Annotated in this window: 13 protein-coding genes; 5 read left to right on the forward strand and 8 right to left on the reverse strand. The window is 37.9% G+C overall.

All coding sequences use genetic code 11. From position 1 onward, the window contains the following. The first annotated feature begins 43 nt into the window (after window positions 1–43). Entirely contained in the window at window positions 44–2,866 is a 2,823-nt protein-coding gene (locus BUB03_RS17235) for a gluzincin family metallopeptidase (RefSeq protein WP_228417924.1), read from the forward strand. A gap of 274 nt (window positions 2,867–3,140) precedes the next feature. Here the strand turns inward: BUB03_RS17235 and BUB03_RS17240 are convergent, their stop codons facing one another. Continuing rightward, on the reverse strand, window positions 3,141–3,914 hold the full coding sequence (locus BUB03_RS17240; protein ID WP_073065510.1) for a T9SS-dependent surface endonuclease, AS87_RS02955 family: 774 nt from the start codon (window positions 3,912–3,914) through the stop codon (window positions 3,141–3,143). Window positions 3,915–4,101: 187 nt separating this feature from the next. On the opposite strand from BUB03_RS17240, the gene BUB03_RS17245 reads away from it, so the two are divergent. Then, window positions 4,102–7,293: a hypothetical protein gene (locus BUB03_RS17245; protein WP_073065764.1), complete on the forward strand. Its 3,192-nt coding sequence runs from the start codon at window positions 4,102–4,104 to the stop codon at window positions 7,291–7,293. A 173-nt stretch (window positions 7,294–7,466) separates the two neighbouring features. Beyond that, a complete protein-coding gene (gene dusB / locus BUB03_RS17250; RefSeq protein WP_073065512.1) occupies window positions 7,467–8,462 on the forward strand; it encodes a tRNA dihydrouridine synthase DusB in 996 nt (331 codons plus the stop codon). A gap of 38 nt (window positions 8,463–8,500) precedes the next feature. On the opposite strand, the gene deoC is transcribed toward dusB, so the two are convergent. The 5 genes from deoC to BUB03_RS17275 all read right to left on the reverse strand — a co-directional run bounded on the left by deoC (window position 8,501) and on the right by BUB03_RS17275 (window position 12,983). Next, window positions 8,501–9,247: a deoxyribose-phosphate aldolase gene (gene deoC, locus BUB03_RS17255; RefSeq protein ID WP_073065515.1), complete on the reverse strand. Its 747-nt coding sequence runs from the start codon at window positions 9,245–9,247 to the stop codon at window positions 8,501–8,503. 2 nt (window positions 9,248–9,249) lie between these two features. Further along, the gene (locus BUB03_RS17260) at window positions 9,250–9,720 is read right to left on the reverse strand and encodes an Lrp/AsnC ligand binding domain-containing protein (RefSeq protein WP_034702324.1); all 471 of its coding nucleotides are present in this window, start codon (window positions 9,718–9,720) and stop codon (window positions 9,250–9,252) included. A 14-nt stretch (window positions 9,721–9,734) separates the two neighbouring features. Beyond that, window positions 9,735–10,676: an endonuclease/exonuclease/phosphatase family protein gene (locus tag BUB03_RS17265; protein ID WP_073065518.1), complete on the reverse strand. Its 942-nt coding sequence runs from the start codon at window positions 10,674–10,676 to the stop codon at window positions 9,735–9,737. A gap of 376 nt (window positions 10,677–11,052) precedes the next feature. Then, complete coding sequence (gene trmD, locus BUB03_RS17270; RefSeq protein ID WP_040997182.1) at window positions 11,053–11,724, reverse strand: tRNA (guanosine(37)-N1)-methyltransferase TrmD; 672 nt, start codon at window positions 11,722–11,724, stop codon at window positions 11,053–11,055. Beyond that, a complete protein-coding gene (locus BUB03_RS17275; protein WP_073065520.1) occupies window positions 11,721–12,983 on the reverse strand; it encodes an NAD(P)/FAD-dependent oxidoreductase in 1,263 nt (420 codons plus the stop codon). The genes trmD and BUB03_RS17275 overlap by 4 nt, the downstream gene beginning before the upstream one ends. Before the next feature lie 65 nt (window positions 12,984–13,048). On the opposite strand from BUB03_RS17275, the gene BUB03_RS17280 reads away from it, so the two are divergent. Beyond that, complete coding sequence (locus BUB03_RS17280) at window positions 13,049–13,912, forward strand: glycoside hydrolase family 25 protein (protein ID WP_073065522.1); 864 nt, start codon at window positions 13,049–13,051, stop codon at window positions 13,910–13,912. 64 nt (window positions 13,913–13,976) lie between these two features. Here BUB03_RS17280 and BUB03_RS17285 read toward each other — a convergent pair whose 3' ends face one another. Both BUB03_RS17285 and BUB03_RS17290 read right to left on the reverse strand, forming a co-directional pair. After that, window positions 13,977–15,623 (reverse strand): alpha/beta fold hydrolase, encoded by a 1,647-nt coding sequence (locus BUB03_RS17285; RefSeq protein WP_073065525.1) that lies wholly within the window; start codon window positions 15,621–15,623, stop codon window positions 13,977–13,979. Between the two features lie 142 nt (window positions 15,624–15,765). Continuing rightward, window positions 15,766–16,278 carry a 5' nucleotidase, NT5C type gene (locus tag BUB03_RS17290; RefSeq protein ID WP_073065528.1) on the reverse strand — a complete coding sequence of 171 codons (513 nt, stop codon included), beginning with the start codon at window positions 16,276–16,278 and terminating at the stop codon, window positions 15,766–15,768. A gap of 228 nt (window positions 16,279–16,506) precedes the next feature. Here BUB03_RS17290 and BUB03_RS17295 point away from each other — a divergent pair, with 228 nt between their 5' ends. Further along, window positions 16,507–18,396: an ABC-F family ATP-binding cassette domain-containing protein gene (locus BUB03_RS17295; protein WP_073065530.1), complete on the forward strand. Its 1,890-nt coding sequence runs from the start codon at window positions 16,507–16,509 to the stop codon at window positions 18,394–18,396. The last annotated feature ends 23 nt before the right edge of the window (window positions 18,397–18,419 follow it).

Raw genomic sequence — 18,419 nt, forward strand, 5'->3', positions numbered from 1 at the left:
AAATATTCAAAATAAGTTTATATTTGGGCTTTATCACAGGATATTGAAAAAGATTACCACTTGCCTTGTTTTGTTTTGGGGAATTGTACAGGTTTCCGGGCAGAAAGACAGTATATATATTGAAGCCAAACTATCTTCCGACAGAAAAACGCTGGAAGTTAATCAGGAAATTGTGTACTACAATCATTCCGGAAAAGACCTTCATTCGGTAAAACTTCTCAACTGGGTTTCTGCTTACAATAAGAAAGGAACGTCCTTAGTTTACAGAAAGCTGGAGGACAGAAACAGTGATCTTCATTTTGCAAAAACCGGTCAGCTGGGCAAGCTCCTTGATCTTCAGATTAGAGATTCTGCACAGCAGCCTGTATCAGTAAACTCCAGTACGGATGAAAACCTTTTTCTACCTCTCACAGAGGCTTTAAAACCTGGAGAAAGCATCAAATTACAGCTTCAGTACAGAATGCTCCTTCCCGATAAAAAATTTACGGGCTACGGAACTTCTGATCAGATTACAGCATTAAAATATTTCTTTATTGTTCCGGATCATTTTGATCCGGACAATATTTCCAAAAGAAATTATCACGATATTGAGGAATCCGTAAGTTTCAATACTTTCTGGACCGTCAATTTTGATCTGCCTCCCAATAGTTTTATAGAAAGCAACCTTCCACAGGTTCAGATGAACTCCTTTAAAGGCTATCTTGATTCCGATCCTGAATTTGTGATTTCATCGAACGGGCTTCCTTCCATAAAAGTAAATGTGGATGATACAGATACCGAAATTAAGTTCGGGTATAATCTGAAACCGGAAGAAAAACAAAACCTTGAATTTTACCTGCCTTTGCATTTGAAGTTCATTAAAGAAAGAATAGGTTTCCTTCCCAAAAATCTCTTTATTTCCGAAAAATTCAGATCTTCAGAAGATTTTTTCGGAAATAATGATATTACATTCTGGAAATTCAAGTTTCAGCTGTTCACCGATTCGGAAAAAACGGATCTTGATTATTTCGGAATTATTGCAAAAAAAATTCTGGACGAAAGCGTTATTGCAGACAAACAGAAACATCACTGGTTTAAGAACGGCTTGAAATCCTATCTGGAAATACAGTATCTCCAGAAGTTCTATAAGGACACCAAACTATTGGGTACGCTGCCGGAGACCCGTATTTTCGGTGTCAAACCTTTAAAGCTGTTCCATGCATCCAAAGTAAAGTTGATTGACCGTTACGGACTGGCTTATCAGTATATCATGTCCCAGAATCTGGATCAAAAGATCAGCGAGAACTTCACCGTTTTGAGCAATTTTAATGATATGGCAATCAGCAGCTTTGAAACCGGAAGTCTTTTTAATTATACGGCAGAAAAAATGGGCTATGATCGTTTCAATGATATTGTTAAGGATTATATTGCCAAAAACACAGATCAAAAAATCGATCCGGAAGATTTCCTTAAAGAGTTAGCTGAAAAAGAAAAAACATCTGCCTACCTGAGTGATTTTTTTAAACAAAAAAACAGAGTTAACTTCAAGCTGAAAAATATTAAAAAACAGGAAGATTCTCTAAATATCAAAATCGGTAAAAATACAGCCTCACCTATTCCAGTAAGGCTGGAAACCCAGACCAGCGAAGGCGAAACAAAATCCTATTGGGTAGAAACAGAAGAAAAAGAAAGGGCTACCAACTTCGCCCTTCCCTCTTCAGAAGATATTCACAAGGTAACGCTGAATTCAGATTATATTTTTCCGGAATCTAAATACCGGGACAATTTTTTATATGCAAAAGGCCTGTTTTCAAATACAAAAAAAATAAAATTCAAGCTTATTAAGGACATTCCAAATCCTGAATATAACGAAATATACGTCACTCCAAGAGTACGTTTTAATAATACGTATGATAAGTTCCTTCTGGGAGTGAATTTGAAAAACCAGTCATTTTTTGATCAGAAATTCCTGTATTCATTTACTCCAACTTACAGTACGGGAACCGGTAAACTGACCGGATCAGGAGCCATCTCCTACTCTTTTCTTCCTGCTGAGAGTATTTTCAGAAGCATCACTTTCGGGGTGTCCGGATCTTATTTTCATTATGATTACGGACTGGCCTACAGAAAAGGTTCAGTATTCTCCAATTTCAATTTCAGGAAAAACCCGCGGAGTACGGTAAGCAGAAGTTTAGGATTTTCTTACAATTATTTAGAGAGAGATCTTAGTCCGGCAATGATTGCGAATAAGGATTATGACAAGTATAATCTCTGGAGTGCAGGATATGGATACAGCGACAGCCAAATGATCCATGAAAAAAGTTTAAGCCTGAGCACTCAGGGGATGGAAGATTTCAATAAGATAACTGCTGAAGGATTTTACAGATGGGAATTTGCTCCCAAGCAAAAACTAAGTGTCCGCTTATTTGCCGGCTATTTTATTAGAAATGAAACCCGGAACAATACTTTCAACTATGGGATTTCGAGGGTATCGAATTATTCTTTCTCTTATAATTTGTTGGGTGAAAGTGCCAACAGTGGGTTTCTTTCACAACAGTTTATCCTGGCTGACGGGGGCTTCAAGTCTTTTATCCCGGGCTCTGTGAATCAGTGGATCACTTCTTTTAATGTAGACTCAAGTGTATGGAAAATTTTCCATGTATATGCGGATGCAGGAATCTATAAAAACAAAAACCGCCCTGCAGAGTTTATCTGGGACAGCGGAATTAAGGTAAGGCTTATCCCTGATTTTCTTGAAATTTACTTCCCGATACAATCATCCTTAGGCTTTGAACCTTCTTTCAAGGATTATGCAAAACGCATCAGATATACCCTGGTTCTTAATCTTGGGGCTGTCATTAATGCTGCCAGAAGGGGATGGTATTAATAAAAGAAGCAACTGTATTGCAGTTGCTTCTTTTAACATGTTATATTGAAAACTAACTTTCATCTTTACAAATGAATTATATTCGTTTGATTCAGAATTAAATATAAAATTTTTCATTTATACTTTATAAACATCAAAAATAATACCACACAAATAAAAAATAATTCTAAAAATAGATATATTAAACAGGTAGAGAGTCAGTATTAAAATCATAAAATAATTCCGGGCCATTTCTTCGAAATGGCCCGGAATTATTTATAAAGAAACTATAAAATTAGTCTTTTAAAATTTTCTGAGATACAGGCTTGTTATTTACAGTTCCTGTAACGATGTAATTACCTTTTGATAATTCAGCTACGTTTACAGTTCCGTTTTCTTTTACAGAAGCGGATTTTACTACCTGCCCGAACATGTTGTATACTTTTACATCTTTCACATCAGCTCCGAAAGTGATCTCATCGCTTTTTACGAAAGTATTTTTTACAAAGTTTCCTGCTTTTGCGTTCTTGATATCTGCAACAGCCAGTGATCCGGTCGTTACTTTTATATCATCGATAAAGAATCTGTTATTAGCTGCTACAGAACCTTCAAATGTAAGAACCACGGTTCCTGTAGCCCCTGTAATATTTACAGTATAGTTTGAGAAAGCACCTTTCACCAGAGTTACACTAGCTTGACTTAAAGTAGCTCCAGTAGCAGAGACATTTAAAGTTGTAACTTCATTTGCTCCATTCCAGGCACCTGCTCTAAAAGTTAAAGTAGCATTTCCTGTTAATGCAATTCCTGGTGTAGTTACAGTTCCTTTTAATGATGAAGTTCCTGCTTTCAGACATCCACTTCCTCTATAAACTTTAGCAAAAGTCCATGCTCCGCCTGTGGTATATGAAGTAGACCCGTCAGTAAAACCTGAGCCTGCCACACTTCCACTCCAGCCACCGTCATTTCCTCCGGTTCCTGTAACATCATCAAACGTAGCATTAAAAACTGTTTGTGCAAAAATACTTGATGCTACCATAACTGTAGCGATAAACGAATAAAGTTTTTTCATGATTTAAAGAATTTGATTACTAATAATTTGTCTTCCAAAAATAAATCATTTTTTTCATTTGGGACAATAATAGGGTTAATTTTTTGTTAATAATGATTAACCCCTTTGCATTAACAATTTTTAGTTATTTTTACGAATTATTTTGAAAGGCTTGCGGAATTTTTTTCTTCTGATCGGTTTGTTTGTCATGGGCATATTTTCGGCCCATGCGCAGATATTTTCGTGGAAAAACCCAAATATTCCGGAAGATAGCATTAAAAAGGACAGCATCCTTGCTGCCAGATTTGAGCAGGATATTTTTGCTAAGGATACGATGGATTTTGTGAAAACCAATAACAAAATAATCGTGGACGAGGCCGTACTGGTAAAGAATGACAAAAAAAGATTTCTGGGAGAGCTGAACTCTAAAGGTTCCATTATCCGTGGAATTACATTTGGTAACAATCAGGGGCAGTCTGTACAGAGTTCTATGGATCTTCAGATCTCTGGCCGGCTTTCGAAAGATGTGACTATTCTGGCAAGTATTTCAGATCATAACCTTCCTATTCAGGCTGACGGTTATACCCAAACCCTGGAAGAGTTTGATAAGATCTATATGCAGCTGAATATTAAGGACAAATCGATCCTCCGGGCTGGACATCTGGATCTTGTAGAATCCAAAAATTACTTTGCAAAATTCCAGAGACGAAGCATGGGACTTGAATTCCAGACTGAATTCGGGAAGGATAATAAAACTTTTGTAGATGTTTCCATGGGTGTGGCACGAAGTGAATTTCACAGGGTTCGTTTCCAGGGGGTTGAAGGAAACCAGGGACCTTACCGTCTAACGGGTAAGAACGGCGAACAGTTTATCACCCTTATTTCAGGTTCCGAGCAGGTATTTATCGACGGTATCCTGATGAAGCGTGGAGAAAACCAGGATTACACCATTAACTATAATACCGGAGAAGTAACATTTACCAGTTTCCGACCGATCTTCCAGCAGAATTTCATTACTATTTCATACAATTATACCAATAGAAATTATTCCAGATATCTGTTTACCGGAAAATTAGAGCATCAAAGGGAAAAGTTTAAAGTTGGACTGAACTGGTTCATGGAAAATGACAATAAAAATGCTCCACTTTCCTTAAACCTTTCCAAAGAAGACGAACAAATCCTTGCCGATGCAGGTAACGATCCGAATTTAATGTATGCCCCTTCAGGCGTGGTAACTCCTTATGATGTCAATAAAATCCTGTATCGTTTGAATCCGGCTGGAAACTTCTATGAATTTTCAACAGATCAGAATGAAACACTTTACCAGGTTTCCTTCACCTATTTTGGGGTCAATCAGGGGGATTATAAAATTACACAAACGACCAATAACGGCCGTGTATTTGAGTACGTCGGAAACAATATGGGGGACTATAAGGCCGTGAGAAAACTCCCTTCACCTCAAAAATCTCAGGTGTATTCTGTAAATTCCGAATATCTTTTAAAAGATGGAAAAATAGGGGCTGATTTCTCCCTGAGCAATTATGACCTGAATTTATTTTCATCAAAAGATGCAGCTCAAAATATTGGATATGCATGGCGTATTTTCGGAAATAAAAGCTTTACAAAAAACAACTGGAAAGGAACTCCAAGCTTCGAATATCAATATATCGACAAACAGTTTCACATTCTGGACCGCATCAATGATGTGGAATTCTCGAGAGATTTCAACCTGGTTCAGGAATTCAGCCAGAGAACTCAAAACAGGTTCATCTTTAGTTTTTTAAATAAATGGAACAATAAATCTACACTGAATTACCGCATCAATTATCTGGATGAACAAGACAGCTATAAAGGGATGAAAAACGATCTTGATTTCAGCTGGATCACAGGAAAGTTTTTTACAAAAGGAAACTTATCATATCTTAATACCAATGCTACGCTGCAGGACACCAAATTTATCAGGGGTGGCGTTTCTACGGAATTTACCGGTAAAAAAGGAAGCTGGGCCGTTGGAGGAAGCATGGAACACAATGAGAAAAAGTACAATGATACGCAGCTCATGGATGTCACCAGTTTCAGCTGGAAAGAGATTTTTGTTCAGAAAAAAATTGGCGACAGCACACGTACCAAGCTTCTTGCAAAAGTGTATATGAGAGATAACGACTCCGTACGGAATAACAGGCTTGAAAGCATGAACAATATTCTGGGAATCATGGCAGAAAGCCAGCTTATTAAAACGGAAAGAACCACTTTAAATGCTTTGGTGCACTACAGAAAATTCTTTTACCAGAATGATGAAGCGGATATGACCCGAAATAATGATTTCGTGGTCGGAAATATCCTGTACAACCAACAGTTATTCAGAAACGGGATGCGCCTCCAGGCATTTTACGAACTTGGAAACGGACAGGAAGCCCAAAGGGAATTCCAGTATCTTAAGGTAACGGACGGACAGGGTGTTTATAAATGGACAGATTATAACGGAGATGGGGTCCAGCAGCTCGACGAATTTGAAATTGCAGAATATTCTGATCTGGCTCAGTACATCAGAATTTATACGAATTCCGTTCGGTACATTCCTTCAAACAAAAATAAAATCCAGCTCGCCTTATTCGTTAATCCGTCGATCGTTTTCAATTCCGAAAATGCATTTTTAAAGCGCTGGAATTTCAATGTTTCATTAAATTCACAAAACTCATTTTACAAAAAAGATAAAGTTCTCGTCCTGAACCCTTTTGAAAAAAACAGTGACCAGATCTTAAAAAACCAGAATATCTTAGCTTCCGTACAGTTTAATCCCACTGAAAAATCCGGCTGGAACGGGAATTACCGTTTTATCACTAATGACAACCTCATCAATGCCAATTTCAGTAACGAAGAGCGTGAGCAGGTTTCACATTTCATCAATATCGGATATTGGTTTAATAAAGAATTCAGGGTCGACTGGGAAAATTCGATCCATGATCTTAAAAATTCATCCCAGTTATTTGCCACAAGAGATTACCGTCTGAACAATATTGAAACGAAACCGAAAGCAACCTACAAATTTACAGATGCTATCCAGGCAGAGCTTTCTTCCGCATACCGCCAGAAAAAAAGAATAGATGGCGAAGAGCTGTTAAAAGCATTTGATATTACCGGAACCATACAATGGGAACGCAAAAAAACATCAATCAGAGGGAATTTCTCTTTCATCAATAACGATTTTACAGGAAACAATTTCAGCATTGTAGGAAACCAGATGCTGGACGGCCTTAAACCTGGCAAAAACCAGGTATGGAGTGTTTTTATCCAGCAGGCGATCAATTCTTTCCTTCAGCTTAACTTAAATTATGAGGGAAGAAATTCCGGAGACCGAACCATTCATATCGGAAGTATGCAGGTGAAAGCAAGCTTCTAGTAGAATGAGAGCGTTACAGAGGCGGAGTAATATAGCGGAGTAGGAACAACAAAATTTACTCCTTTAAAAATCTGATCTCTGAAATCGGATGTCTAATATTAATTCCTATCACTCTATCTTCACCATAGAAATTATCATATCCCCAAATGTTTATAATTTCGTAAATTTGCCGCATGGTAAAAATAGGCAATATAGAACTGCCGGAATTTCCGCTTTTGCTGGCTCCGATGGAAGATGTAAGTGATCCTCCATTCAGACGCCTGTGCAAAATGCATGGAGCAGATCTGATGTACTCAGAATTTATTTCTTCTGAGGGCTTGATTCGTGATGCGATAAAAAGCCGTAAGAAGCTGGATATTTTCGATTATGAAAGACCGGTCGGTATCCAGATTTTCGGTGGCGATGAAGAAGCAATGGCAATGTCCGCAAGAATTGTAGAGACTGTGAACCCTGATCTGGTTGACATTAATTTCGGATGCCCTGTAAAAAAGGTAGTATGTAAAGGTGCAGGCGCAGGGGTTCTTAAGGATATTGACCTTATGGTACGCCTTACTAAAGCCGTCGTGAGCTCTACCCATCTGCCGGTGACCGTTAAAACCCGTTTAGGATGGGACAGCACCAGCATCAATATAGATGAAGTAGCAGAACGTTTACAGGAGACAGGCATCAAGGCCTTAACGATCCATGCAAGAACACGTGCACAGATGTACAAGGGGGAAGCAGACTGGGAACATATTTCCAGAATTAAGCAAAATCCAAATATTGAGATTCCTATCTTCGGAAACGGTGATATTGATTCTCCGGAAAAAGCTCTTGAATACAAACAAAAGTATGCGTGCGACGGTATCATGATCGGCCGTGCAGCCATTGGATATCCATGGATCTTTAATGAGATCAAACATTTTTTCAAAACAGGAGAACATCTTCCTGAACCTGCTATTGCAGACCGTTTACTTGCTGTACGCCAGCATGCGGAATGGAGCGCGGAGTGGAAGGGAGAGAAACTAGGTCTTATTGAAATGAGACAGCATTATAGTAATTATTTCCGTGGTGTTCCTCATTTTAAAGAATTCAGAAAAAAATTCCTTGAGGTCTTTACTTTAGAAGAAATGGATGTGCTGATCAAAGAAACTCAACAGTTTTACGAAGAATACCAGGCACAGGTATAAAAATATAAAAACCATCAGATCTGATGGTTTTTTTGCTTTTAATATCCTTCTGATGAAGATTCGTTCCTTATCAAACCTAAGGCTGAAGAAGTTCCGATTCTTTTTACTCCCATCTTGATCATTTTCTCAGCATCTTCAGGTGTTCTTACTCCTCCGGCTGCTTTTACGGGAAGCTTCCCGGCATTATCCAGCATAATTTGTATGCCTTCAAAAGTAGCACCATTCGGTTTACCGCCTTCTGTCTGATAAAATCCTGTGGAAGATTTAACAAAAATATTCGGGAGGTCATTTTCGGAGAAATGTTCCAGTGACCAGTTTGAGATATTTTTGGTGAGATCCGCAATCTGATCATCCGTCAGCGCAGCAATCTCAATAATCCATTTGGCCACCTTGTGATGCTGTAGAGCAAGTTGTGTACACTGTACAAACTCGTTTTTTACCAGCTCAAGGTTTCCATTAAGATACGCGTTGTAATTAATTACAAAATCAAGTTCATCTGCTCCGTCTTCAATTGCTTTTGAAGCTTCGGCTAGTTTTTCTTCAATAGAATAGGTCCCTTCGTGAAAGCCTATTACGGTTCCTACCACAACATCTGAATGCCTTTCCTGAATATACTTTTTGATATCCGCTACATAGTCCGGACGGATCATTACAGCAAAAATTCCATGATCTATGGCTTCCTGCGCAAGTTTTTTATCAAATTGTAATGTTTCTTCGTCTGAAATACCTGACTGTGCAGGCGTTTTCAAATAGGTTGAATCCAAATATCGGGCAATGTTCATAATCTTTATACTTTCAGTTGTCTGTAAATACCTTGTTCCAAAGATATGAAAGTTTCTGTTCTTGTCACCCCTTTCAGCTTCTGAAGTTTGCTCAGAATCTGCATCAGATGGTCATTATCTTTGCATAGTACTTTTAAGAATATGGTATAATTCCCTGTTGTGTAATGAGCTTCTACTACCTCATTAACATCCTTGAGAGATTTTACCACATCCGGATAATGACTTGGCTGATCTAAAAACATTCCGATATACGAAATTACTTTATAGCCTATTTTTTTAGGGTTAAGAAATGAAATTGAGTTTTCGATAACTCCCGCATGCTCGAGCTTTTTAATCCTTTGGTGTACTGCTGTTGTGGATATTCCAACATTTTTGGAGATGTGGGCTAAGGATGTTTTAGCATTATCCATCAGCATGTAAATGATTTCCTTGTCAATCGAGTCTAAATGATAACTTGTGTTACTTGAATTTTTCATTTTCTACTTTATATTTATGTTTTTGTCTCTTCAAATTTCACAAAAACCGGAAAGTGGTCGCTGTATCCGCCTAAATACCGTGTACCGGCATAGGTTCGGAAGGGGCGCCCTTCAAAATTTCTCATCTGGCTGCTTATTTTTTCAGAGTTAAAGATGTGTGCGCTCTGAAAACTCAAACCATCATGGGCAAAAAGGGATTTTGACATGATTATTTGATCATACAACAGTCCGGACTTATAATGAAAAGTAGAATAATTTCTTGTTTGAAACAGTTCCTGAAAAGGGTTTACCAATACCTTCTCATGATTGTTATCGTAGAGAATTTTTACTAAATTTTCATCATCGGGGTTTTCGTTAAAATCACCACACAATATTACATGTTCCTTGTCGTCACTTACTATTTTCAGAATCCTTCCGTGGATCTCATTAAGTATAAAGTCTCTTTTGGGCTTATTAACATCTTTTTCTCGCTTAGAGGGAAGATGGGCGATAAAAACATTAATAACAGTTCCTTTATATTTAACTTTAGAAAACAATACGTCTCTGGTTGTGTCGTAATTCTCTGTGTTTTTTCTATTTATAATTTCAAAGAAGAAGGTAATGGTTTCTGAATCCATTATTTCCACTTTATCTTTATGATATAACATGGCTACATCTACCTTTCTTTCGTCCATGGAATTGTAATGTACAATCCCATATTGGGAATTAAAAGGTGCCATTTCTACCAGATCCTCCAAAACTTTCCTTCCGGAAACTTCAGAAAGACCGATTAAAAATGGAAGTGTTCCATTTTCCTCCTTCATTAACTGAAAAACATGTGAAATTTTAAAAAGCTTATTTCTATATCTTTTTTCATCCCAATTTTTCAAGCCTGACTTTGTAGGGTCTAATCTGTGAACAGGTTTGGGATCTGGCAAAAATAAATTTTCGACATTATAAAAAGAGAACATCTCCATCTGCAAAATTGCTATCTTAAAATTATCAATTTCTTTTTCGTTGTAAATTTATTATTTTTTTTCAAACTTCATTAATTTATTTCTACTATTTTCATATTAATATTATGCAAGTAATAGGTAAAAATTAACAAAAAATATCAACAAAAACCCTTTTATACAACAAAACTATTAAGTAATTGAAATTATTATCACAGAAAACAAAATCAAAACAGCATATACATATCAAATTAACAAGAAAAAAAATAAACACGAAATAAAATACAGTTAATAACTTTAACTCATTTCGGCTAAATGTTGTTTTTTATTCTTTTTCGTTTATGAAATCTCTTAAGGATGAAAAAAAGAATACTTTTTTTAGCAGGTTTCGGTTATTATTTTAAAGCAGGTCGGGACGTTTTTCCTGAGTGATTCTCACCGCTTCATCATGACGCCATTCCTCAATCTGGGCAAAATTTCCACTCAACAAAACTTTCGGCACCTCCAATCCTTTATACACCTCCGGTCTGGTATAGATAGGCGGTGAAAGCAGATCATCCTGGAAGCTGTCTGTAAGGGCACTCTGCTCATCATTTAAAACTCCCGGAAGCAATCTTATAATAGAATCCGCCAGAACACATGCTGCCAGTTCTCCTCCCGTAAGTACATAATCGCCAATTGAAATCTCTTTAGTAATATGAAGGTCACGAACCCGCTGATCGATACCTTTATAATGACCGCAAAGAAAGATCAGGTTATTTTTTATGGAAAGGCTATTGGCAATTTTCTGATTCAGGGTAACGCCATCCGGGGTCAGATAAATAATTTCATCATATGTTCTCTGGGATTTAAGTTCAGAGATACATTTATCGAGCGGTTCTATCATCATCACCATTCCCGCTCCGCCACCATACGGCTCATCATCAATCTGCCTGTGCTTGTTAATAGCCCAGTCTCTCAGGTGATGGAAATGAACTTCCACTAAACCTTTATCCATTGCCCTTCTTAAAATAGAAGTCTTAAACGGACTTTCCATTAATTCGGGAAGTACGCTTATAATATCAATTCTCATTGTAAAGTACTGTTTTTCTTATTAGGCGAAATAATTAATCGTAAAGAAGAGTCTTTGTTAAAATAGCTCCACATCCAGTTGAAAAAAACTGCAAGTTTATTTCTTACACTCAGAATCAGCATGAGGTGCAGGAACATCCAGAAATACCATGCCAGGAATCCCTGAAACTTGATAAACGGAAGGTCTACCACGGCTCTGTGCTTTCCAATGGTTGCCAGTGAGCCTTTATCCTTGTATTCATATTCTACCCAGTCACGGGCATCTTTCTTCAGAAAATTCTTACCTAAATTTTTTGCTTGATTAATGGCTACGTTTGCTACCTGAGGATGTCCCTGAGGATATTTCGGGGTTTCCATATAGGCAATATCTCCTATTGCATAAATATTGTCGTAGCCTTTTATTTTATTATATCGATCTACTATATATCTGTTTTTAACCAATTTCTCTGCAGGAAATCCGGCAATTACATTTCCGGTAACGCCTGCTGCCCAGATCACGTTATTGGAAGGAATACTTTTCCCGCTTTTGGTGTGCACCTTATCACCATCATACTCCGTAACGACCTCTCCACTCATAAAAGTAACCCCGAGATCTTTAAGGTATTTCTCGGATTTCTCCTGTGCTTCACTGCTCATTACAGCAAGCGGTTTTTCTGTGGAGCTTACCAGAATAATCTTAAGCTGGTCGAAATTCATATAGGGATAATCCCTTGGAAGAATTTCTTTTTTCATTTCTGCAAAAGCACCTGCCAGCTCTACCCCGGTAGGTCCGCTTCCTACAATAACGATATTCCAGTTTCCGTCATCACTTCTGCTTTTTTCAAGAATGAGTTTTTCAAAGGTCATCAGCACATGATTTCTGATGCTTATTGCTTCCTGGGTATTTTTCATCCCGAAAGCTCTTGACTCCATGTCTTTGTTTCCAAAGAAATTGGTTTTGCATCCTGTAGCGATCACCAGTTTATCATAGGTAAACTCGGCTTCGTCTGTAATAACTTTATTGTTAACAGAATCAATTTCTTTTACCTCGGTAAGCCGAAACTGTGTATTCCTGGATTGCTGAAAAATCTTTCGAAAAGGAAAAGAAATGTTGGAAGGTTCTATTCTCCCGCAGGCAACCTGATAAAAAAGCGGCTGAAACATATGATGGTTCACCCGGTCCAGAACAATTACCTTTTTGTTCTTGCCATTTAATGTTTTTGCAAGCTGCAGCCCCGCAAATCCTCCTCCTATAATGATGATCTTTTCGCGTGTTTCCATAATACACAAAATTACTGATTTTATTTAGCATTTAGTAGTGAAATAAGTTAGTTTTGCAAAACTTTATGACACCGAAAAAGTATACCAAAAAAACTGCCAAAAAAGTACACGAGAAACGCCGGAAGAATTATTTTTTCCGCCGGAAAGTGATACTGGGTATTTTAATTCTGGCCCTGATAGGGACGGGATTTTACCTGAAGCAGTCTGTAAGCTATTACTATGCGCTGTACTTTAACAAATTCAACCATAAAAAGCTGCATAACACTGAATTGGAAACAGCCAGAATCCAGAAAATCCTTACAGCAAATCTTGATAAAACCTATGGTTTTGATGTGTCTCATTATCAGAATAAGGAAGATATAAAATGGGACAGCCTGAGCATTGGGAATAAAACCATTCCTCTGGAATTTGTGGTGATGCGTGCTACGATGGGAAACCGCAATGCAGACAAACATTTTGATGAATTCTGGGTGAAAGCCCAAAAGCATAATCTGATCCGCGGAGCCTATCATTTTTACAGGGCTGATGAGGATCCTGTAATCCAGGCCAATAATTTTTTAGCCAACGTAAAACTGGAAAGCGGTGATCTTCCGCCTATCCTCGATATTGAAAAAATCCCCAAAAGGAAAACAAATAAAAAACTTGTGGAGGATCTGAAAGTATGGTGCAAGATCGTAGAGGAAACATATGGGGAAAAACCAATCATCTATACTTATTATCATTACTATAAGGATTTCCTGAAAGGGGAATTTGATGACTATCCCCTATGGCTGGCCAATTATAACGATGTACCCTCTCCCACTCCTGATGATCAGTGGGATTTCTGGCAGTTCACAGAAAACGGGATTGTTCACGGGATCAATACTAAAGTGGATCTGGATATTTATAACGGAAGCTCCTGGTCTTTGAAGAGGCTGACGTTGGATTAAAACGGAAGCCAAAAGATGGAGATTGAATTTATGGTAGATGATCCAGCTTCTCTCTCCCAGTTTTCTATTTTCCCAAAAATTCCACTATATCTTTATTCAACTCATCTGCATTTTCAAAGGGGATCATGTGGGTTGCATCCTTGTAAATCTTAAGTTCAGCTTTTGGTATTTGCTTGGCAATCATTTCAGTATGCTCCTGTTTGATCACATCTCTATCTCCGGCAATCACCAAGACAGGGCTTTTAATTTTGCTGAGATCTTTTTTGCTGAGGTGAGGCTCATTAAGCATAATTTCCACCAGCCTTCTTTCATTGAATTTTTCAGGTTTATTTTCTATATCCAGAACTAAAAGCTGATTCTTCATATGCGAAACAAGTCTTTCATCCACTCCTTCCGGGAAAGCATTGGCCCCGATTGCAATTACTTTGTTACAGCTTTCAGGATACTTCAACGCAAATTCTAGGCCCGTAATTCCGCCATCGCTCCATCCGGCAATATTTATTTTCTTAAGTTCCAATTTGTCTGCAAGCGCTTTTACATCATCTGCAAATTGTTTATAGGTAAAAGATTTTTCGGATGTATCAATACTTTTTCCCTGTCCTCTTGTATCTATAGCAATTATCTTAAATTTCCTTGACAGAACCGGTATTTGCCGGTAAAAATCCTTGATGCTTCCTGAGTTCCCATGAAGAAGAAAAAGCGGCTCTCCTTCTCCATAAATTTCATAATAAAGTCTGGTATCTTTTAACGGAAGATAAGCACCTGAAGCGTCGTTTTTCCCGTAAATAGAATTCCCGGATTCTATATTATATTGTGAAACATCAGAAATCAGGCCTTCAAGATCGTCTCCTAATGCTGCTGTTTCGTCCCTGGTATTTTTTGCTGATTTATCCACTTTTACATCGATGTTAATTGCGGGCGCTGCCAGCGTCATTTTCTGCCAGTCCCCATAAAATTTTCTAATAAAGCCTGTCCTGAACAATGCTGCGCTGATCTTGACCATACCATCAAATTCCTTCAGGAACTGAATTCCAATAAAGAATTTCCCCTGTACCCAGATATTACGATCATTAACATCCAGTGTATAGGTTCCATCTTTGATCATATCCTGTGTAAGTTCCACGGTGATTTCATCGTCCAGGATATTTTGATCTGGGAAGCCGTTTTTTTCTGTGTAAACGCTGTACCTCATTACTACAGGCTTATCTGAGACATAGCTTGCAATATTCAGGTTAATATTTTTGATTTTGGATCTTTTACTGGCGCTAAATTCCAGTGCTGTTTCACCAAGAAAATCCTCTTTTCTGAATTGGGGGTTTACGGAATAGATAACACTTTTTGTTTTCGTATTCACTCCCCAGTTTTTATCCACCAGTTTTTTTACTTTGATATTGACTTCCTTGATATTTTTAACTTTTTCATTTAAAAATACCTGCCTCTGGTCCTGCTTTCTGAAATCTTGTACTGTTTCGGAGTAAGCTTCATAGCCTGGAACTTCAATTCTGATCTTTTGTGAAGGATTGAACCTGGAAAGGTCAATGGTAAAATTTCCTTTTTCATCAGAAACCGTACCGGCATTTTCTTTTTCCACTCCAATCTTTACATAAGCAATCGGCTGGTTTTCATTTTTGGAAATCACAGTTCCGGAAATTATTTGTGCATGAAGGGAATACGCTGCAAAAACACAGAATAAAATATTGAGTTTTTTCATAGGATTAGTTTGATGCAAAATTCTTTATTTCATCCCTTGCAGACTCCCAACATGTTATTAAATTTTGAAGCTGTTTAGTTAAATTTATTGTAAAACCTCACCTGTCCGTGACCATATTTCTAAAAAACATTTAAACTTTCCATTAGAGGATACTCATGATTTCTTCCCATGAATGTACTCTTTTGTAAGCCGCATTTTCTATCAGCTCATTGTGAGGCTGGGTGAAAATAAACTTTTCTCCGGCAAAATGATCCAGGTTTTTCGGATAATCATCGATCATAATATCCCCGTGAATCACTTTTTTACTTCCGCACAATACAATCTGTTCCCAGCTGATAAAAGGAAAATGTTCTGCCAGCCAGTCGAATTTTTCTCTTAAACTGTTGGGAAACTCCATTCCTGCAGAGACTACATACAGGTCATATTTGCTGTTGATATATTCTAAGGCAGCTTTACTTCCCTCTATTACAGGAAGTGTTCTGAAAAATCCAACTTCATGTATGTGTTTCTTCCCATTCGGAAATGCATCAATTTCCGGCATTCCCGCAAGACCCCTGATCTCAATTTCTTTCCCGGAATCTCTTTTTTCAAACTGTACAAGCTGATGGTAGACATCCGCCATTACCCCATCCATATCTACAATTACTCTTTTCATTATTAATTCTGATTTGATATTTATTTTTCAAAACTTCAAGCATTAAGCTCTATCAAATTTACTAAATGTGTTTTCGGAAACCGGGCTTCTCCATATTAAATAAATTTTAAAATCCAACTTCGGTATGAATTTGACATGATAAAGAGCATCAATCTGTAAAACTTTTCTAGTTACATTTTCGTATTTTTGCGGTTCGATTCAAAATCAATATCAAACTCTTATATTCCAATGAATTACGTTTCTGCAGAAAATCTTACTAAATCTTACGGTATCAAAGTTTTGTTTAAAGACATCTCTTTCCATATCAATGAAGGGGACAAAATAGCTATTGTTGCCAAAAACGGAAGCGGAAAATCGACCCTTCTGAAAATATTAATGGGGAAAGAAATTGCAGACAGCGGTACCGTGGTGATTAATAAAGATATCCAGGTGGTCCTTTTTGACCAGGAGATCGACTACAACCCGGAGCTAACGATTGATGAGTTCATGATGACTTTGGATTCGGAACCGATCCTTGCCCTTAAAAACTACCATAAATCCCTTCATTCAACGGATGATGCTTTTATTGAAAAAGCCCTGAACGATATGGAAGCCCATAAAGCCTGGGATCTGGAAAACGAAATGAAGCAGATCCTTTCCCAGCTTAAGATCACGGATCTTGATGCCAAAATGGGAACTCTTTCCGGAGGACAGGTAAAGCGTGTTGCCCTGGCAAAGCTTTTAACAGAAACCAGAGCAGAACACAAGCATACACTTCTCATTATGGATGAGCCTACCAACCACCTGGATGTGGAAATGGTAGAATGGCTTGAAAATTATCTGACCAAAGCAAAAATCACATTGCTGCTGGTAACCCACGACCGTTATTTCTTGGACAGCGTCTGTGATATTATCTGGGAAATGGAAGATCAGAATCTTTACCTTCACAACGGATCTTATGCAACGTACCTGGAAAACAAGATGATCCGTGAAGATAATATGAGTGCCACCATAGACAAGGCAAATAATCTTTACAGAAAAGAGCTTGAATGGATGCGCAGACAGCCTAAGGCACGTACTACAAAATCAAAAAGCAGGATCGACGCCTTTTACGAAACTGAAAAAGTAGCGAAAACCGATACCCGCAAACAGGGCCTTGAACTGGATTTTGAAATGAAACGCCTGGGGAACAAGATCCTTGAGCTTAAACATATTGATAAAAGCTTTGGAGATAAAGTGTTACTGAAAGATTTCAGCTATCAGTTCCAGCGTGGAGAAAAAGTGGGAATCGTAGGAAAAAACGGGGCAGGAAAATCTACACTACTCAATATTATTCAGGGCTACGAAAAATTTGACAAAGGAGAGATCGAAACTGGAGAAACCATTTCTTTCGGATATTTTTCACAAAAGGGACTGAAATATAAGGAAGATGAAAGAGTTATAGATTTCATCAAGGAAATTGCGGAGTTTTATCCTCTTGCCAATGGAAAAAGCCTTTCTGCATCACAGTTTTTAAGACTCTTCCTGTTTGATGACCAGACCCAGTATTCTCCTATTTCAAAATTATCCGGTGGAGAGAAAAGAAGGCTGCACCTGATGTATATCCTTTACCAGAATCCTAATTTCCTGATCTTTGATGAACCTACGAATGATCTTGATCTTCCGACACTCACTGTTCTTGAAAATTTCCTTCAGCAATTTCAGGGCTCACTGATCATTGTGTCGCACGACAGATATTTTATGGACAGGATTGTAGACCATATTTTAGCTTTTGAAGGAGATGGAAAGATTAAAGATTTTGTAGGTAATTTTTCAGAATACAGAGAATCCAAAAGCCGCGAAGGTGCTTTGGAAAAAAATACCGGTTCCAAACCGGAACCTGTTAAAGAAACTATTGCTGCCCCTGAGCCTTCTCCGACTTCTCCCAAAAAAAGAAAAATGACCTTTAAGGAACAAAGGGAACTGGAAACGATAGAAAAAGAAATGCCTGAACTTGAACTACAGCGCTCTAAGATCATGGATCAGCTTAATAATGAAACAGATTATGAAAAAGTGGCTAAACTTTCTGCCGAACTGGAAGCTGTTTCTGAAAAGCTCGAAGAATATGAGATGAGATGGCTGGAGCTTCAGGAAATATAACAAGTGAAAGAGTTTGAGAGTGG

This window comes from Chryseobacterium oranimense (assembly GCF_900129755.1).
In the GTDB taxonomy this organism is placed as follows: domain Bacteria; phylum Bacteroidota; class Bacteroidia; order Flavobacteriales; family Weeksellaceae; genus Chryseobacterium; species Chryseobacterium oranimense.

Excerpts from the sequence above, each read along its gene's own strand:
- BUB03_RS17240 (WP_073065510.1), bottom strand. The coding sequence starts at position 3,914 with ATGAAAAAACTTTATTCGTTTATCGCTACAGTTATGGTAGCATCAAGT.
- BUB03_RS17245 (WP_073065764.1), top strand. The coding sequence starts at position 4,102 with ATGGGCATATTTTCGGCCCATGCGCAGATATTTTCGTGGAAAAACCCA.
- dusB (WP_073065512.1), top strand. The coding sequence starts at position 7,467 with ATGGTAAAAATAGGCAATATAGAACTGCCGGAATTTCCGCTTTTGCTG.
- BUB03_RS17260 (WP_034702324.1), bottom strand. The coding sequence starts at position 9,720 with ATGAAAAATTCAAGTAACACAAGTTATCATTTAGACTCGATTGACAAG.
- BUB03_RS17265 (WP_073065518.1), bottom strand. The coding sequence starts at position 10,676 with ATGGAGATGTTCTCTTTTTATAATGTCGAAAATTTATTTTTGCCAGAT.
- trmD (WP_040997182.1), bottom strand. The coding sequence starts at position 11,724 with ATGAGAATTGATATTATAAGCGTACTTCCCGAATTAATGGAAAGTCCG.
- BUB03_RS17275 (WP_073065520.1), bottom strand. The coding sequence starts at position 12,983 with ATGGAAACACGCGAAAAGATCATCATTATAGGAGGAGGATTTGCGGGG.
- BUB03_RS17280 (WP_073065522.1), top strand. The coding sequence starts at position 13,049 with ATGACACCGAAAAAGTATACCAAAAAAACTGCCAAAAAAGTACACGAG.
- BUB03_RS17285 (WP_073065525.1), bottom strand. The coding sequence starts at position 15,623 with ATGAAAAAACTCAATATTTTATTCTGTGTTTTTGCAGCGTATTCCCTT.
- BUB03_RS17290 (WP_073065528.1), bottom strand. The coding sequence starts at position 16,278 with ATGAAAAGAGTAATTGTAGATATGGATGGGGTAATGGCGGATGTCTAC.
- BUB03_RS17295 (WP_073065530.1), top strand. The coding sequence starts at position 16,507 with ATGAATTACGTTTCTGCAGAAAATCTTACTAAATCTTACGGTATCAAA.